Source organism: Arthrobacter sp. NPDC056691 (genome assembly GCF_042791415.1).
GTDB lineage: Bacteria > Actinomycetota > Actinomycetes > Actinomycetales > Micrococcaceae > Arthrobacter.
This window is the reverse complement of record NZ_JBHTXX010000062.1, coordinates 3,278-5,133: the sequence shown is the minus strand read 5'-3', so window position 1 is coordinate 5,133 and position 1,856 is coordinate 3,278. Positions and strand designations below refer to the sequence as shown.

The 1,856-nt window shown below is 55.7% G+C and carries 2 rRNA genes (1 of these 2 cut by a window edge); both read right to left on the bottom strand.

Annotation, left to right across the window (positions count from 1 at the left end):
- Nucleotide 1: 1 nt before the first annotated feature.
- Nucleotides 2–118: ribosomal RNA gene (gene rrf, locus ACFRAU_RS25925) — 5S ribosomal RNA — on the bottom strand.
- A gap of 201 nt (nt 119–319) precedes the next feature.
- Nucleotides 320–1,856, bottom strand: a 23S ribosomal RNA gene (locus ACFRAU_RS25920) (it continues 1,378 nt past the right edge of the window).

Sequence of the window (1,856 nt, the reverse complement as noted above, 5' to 3'; positions counted from 1 at the left end):
TGTCCGGCGGTGACCTACTCTCCCACACCCTCCCGGGTGCAGTACCATCGGCGCTGTGGGTCTTAGCTTCCGGGTTCGGAATGGGACCGGGCGTTTCCCCCACGCTATGACCGCCGTAACCCTGTTACCCGAACCCCCGCGTGGCGGGGGGTGGGAAATCTTTGGTGGTTACAACAATGGTGGTGTTGTTATTCAGTTGAACGGTTTCCAGGCCAACGGGTTTGTTGGTTGGGAACCACATAGTGGACGCAAGCAGTCTTGTTTCTTTGTACCACCCCTTGGGTGCAAACGCTTTTGAATCCGTTTGCGGGGGTGGTGTGTGGTGTAAGTTATCGGCCTATTAGTACCGGTCAGCTTCACGAGTCGTTAGTCCTCGCTTCCACATCCGGCCTATCAACCCAGTGGTCTGGCTGGGGGCCTCTCACACACAAGGTGTATGGAAATCTCATCTCGAAGCGAGCTTCCCGCTTAGATGCTTTCAGCGGTTATCCCATCCGAACGTAGCTAATCAGCGGTGCACTTGGCAGTACAACTGACACACCAGAGGTTCGTCCGTCCCGGTCCTCTCGTACTAAGGACAGCCCTTCTCAAATTTCCTGCGCGCGCAGCGGATAGGGACCGAACTGTCTCACGACGTTCTAAACCCAGCTCGCGTACCGCTTTAATGGGCGAACAGCCCAACCCTTGGGACCTACTCCAGCCCCAGGATGCGACGAGCCGACATCGAGGTGCCAAACCATGCCGTCGATATGGACTCTTGGGCAAGATCAGCCTGTTATCCCCGAGGTACCTTTTATCCGTTGAGCGACGGCCATTCCACAATGTACCGCCGGATCACTAGTCCCGACTTTCGTCCCTGCTCGAGATGTCTCTCTCACAGTCAAGCTCCCTTGTGCACTTACACTCGACACCTGATTGCCAACCAGGCTGAGGGAACCTTTGGGCGCCTCCGTTACTTTTTAGGAGGCAACCGCCCCAGTTAAACTACCCATCAGGCACTGTCCCTGACCCGGATTACGGGCCGAAGTTAGATGTCCAAAGTGACCAGAGTGGTATTTCAACGATGACTCCACCCGAACTGGCGTCCGGGCTTCAACGTCTCCCACCTATCCTACACAAGCCACTCCGAACACCAATACCAAACTATAGTAAAGGTCTCGGGGTCTTTCCGTCCTGCTGCGCGTAACGAGCATCTTTACTCGTACTGCAATTTCGCCGAGTTTATGGTTGAGACAGCGGGGAAGTCGTTACTCCATTCGTGCAGGTCGGAACTTACCCGACAAGGAATTTCGCTACCTTAGGATGGTTATAGTTACCACCGCCGTTTACTGGGGCTTAAATTCTCAGCTTCGCCGTGAGGCTAACCGGTCCTCTTAACCTTCCAGCACCGGGCAGGAGTCAGTCCGTATACATCGTCTTGCGACTTCGCACGGACCTGTGTTTTTAGTAAACAGTCGCTTCCCCCTGGTCTCTGCGGCCCCGATCCCCTCCCGGTCGCTAGTACCGTTCAAGGTTGGGGCCCCCCTTCTCCCGAAGTTACGGGGGCATTTTGCCGAGTTCCTTAACCATAATTCTCTCGATCGCCTTAGTATTCTCTACCTGATCACCTGTGTCGGTTTGGGGTACGGGCGGCTAAAACCTCGCGCCGATGCTTTTCTAGGCAGCATAGGATCACCGAATCCCCCCTTTACGGGAGTCCCGTCAGATCTCAGGCACATGAACAGCGGATTTGCCTACCGTTCGCCCTACATCCTTGGACCGGGACAACCATCGCCCGGCTCGGCTACCTTCCTGCGTCACACCTGTTAATACGCTTGCCTCCCAGGATCAGGTCCCGCGCTCCACCAAAACCCTCC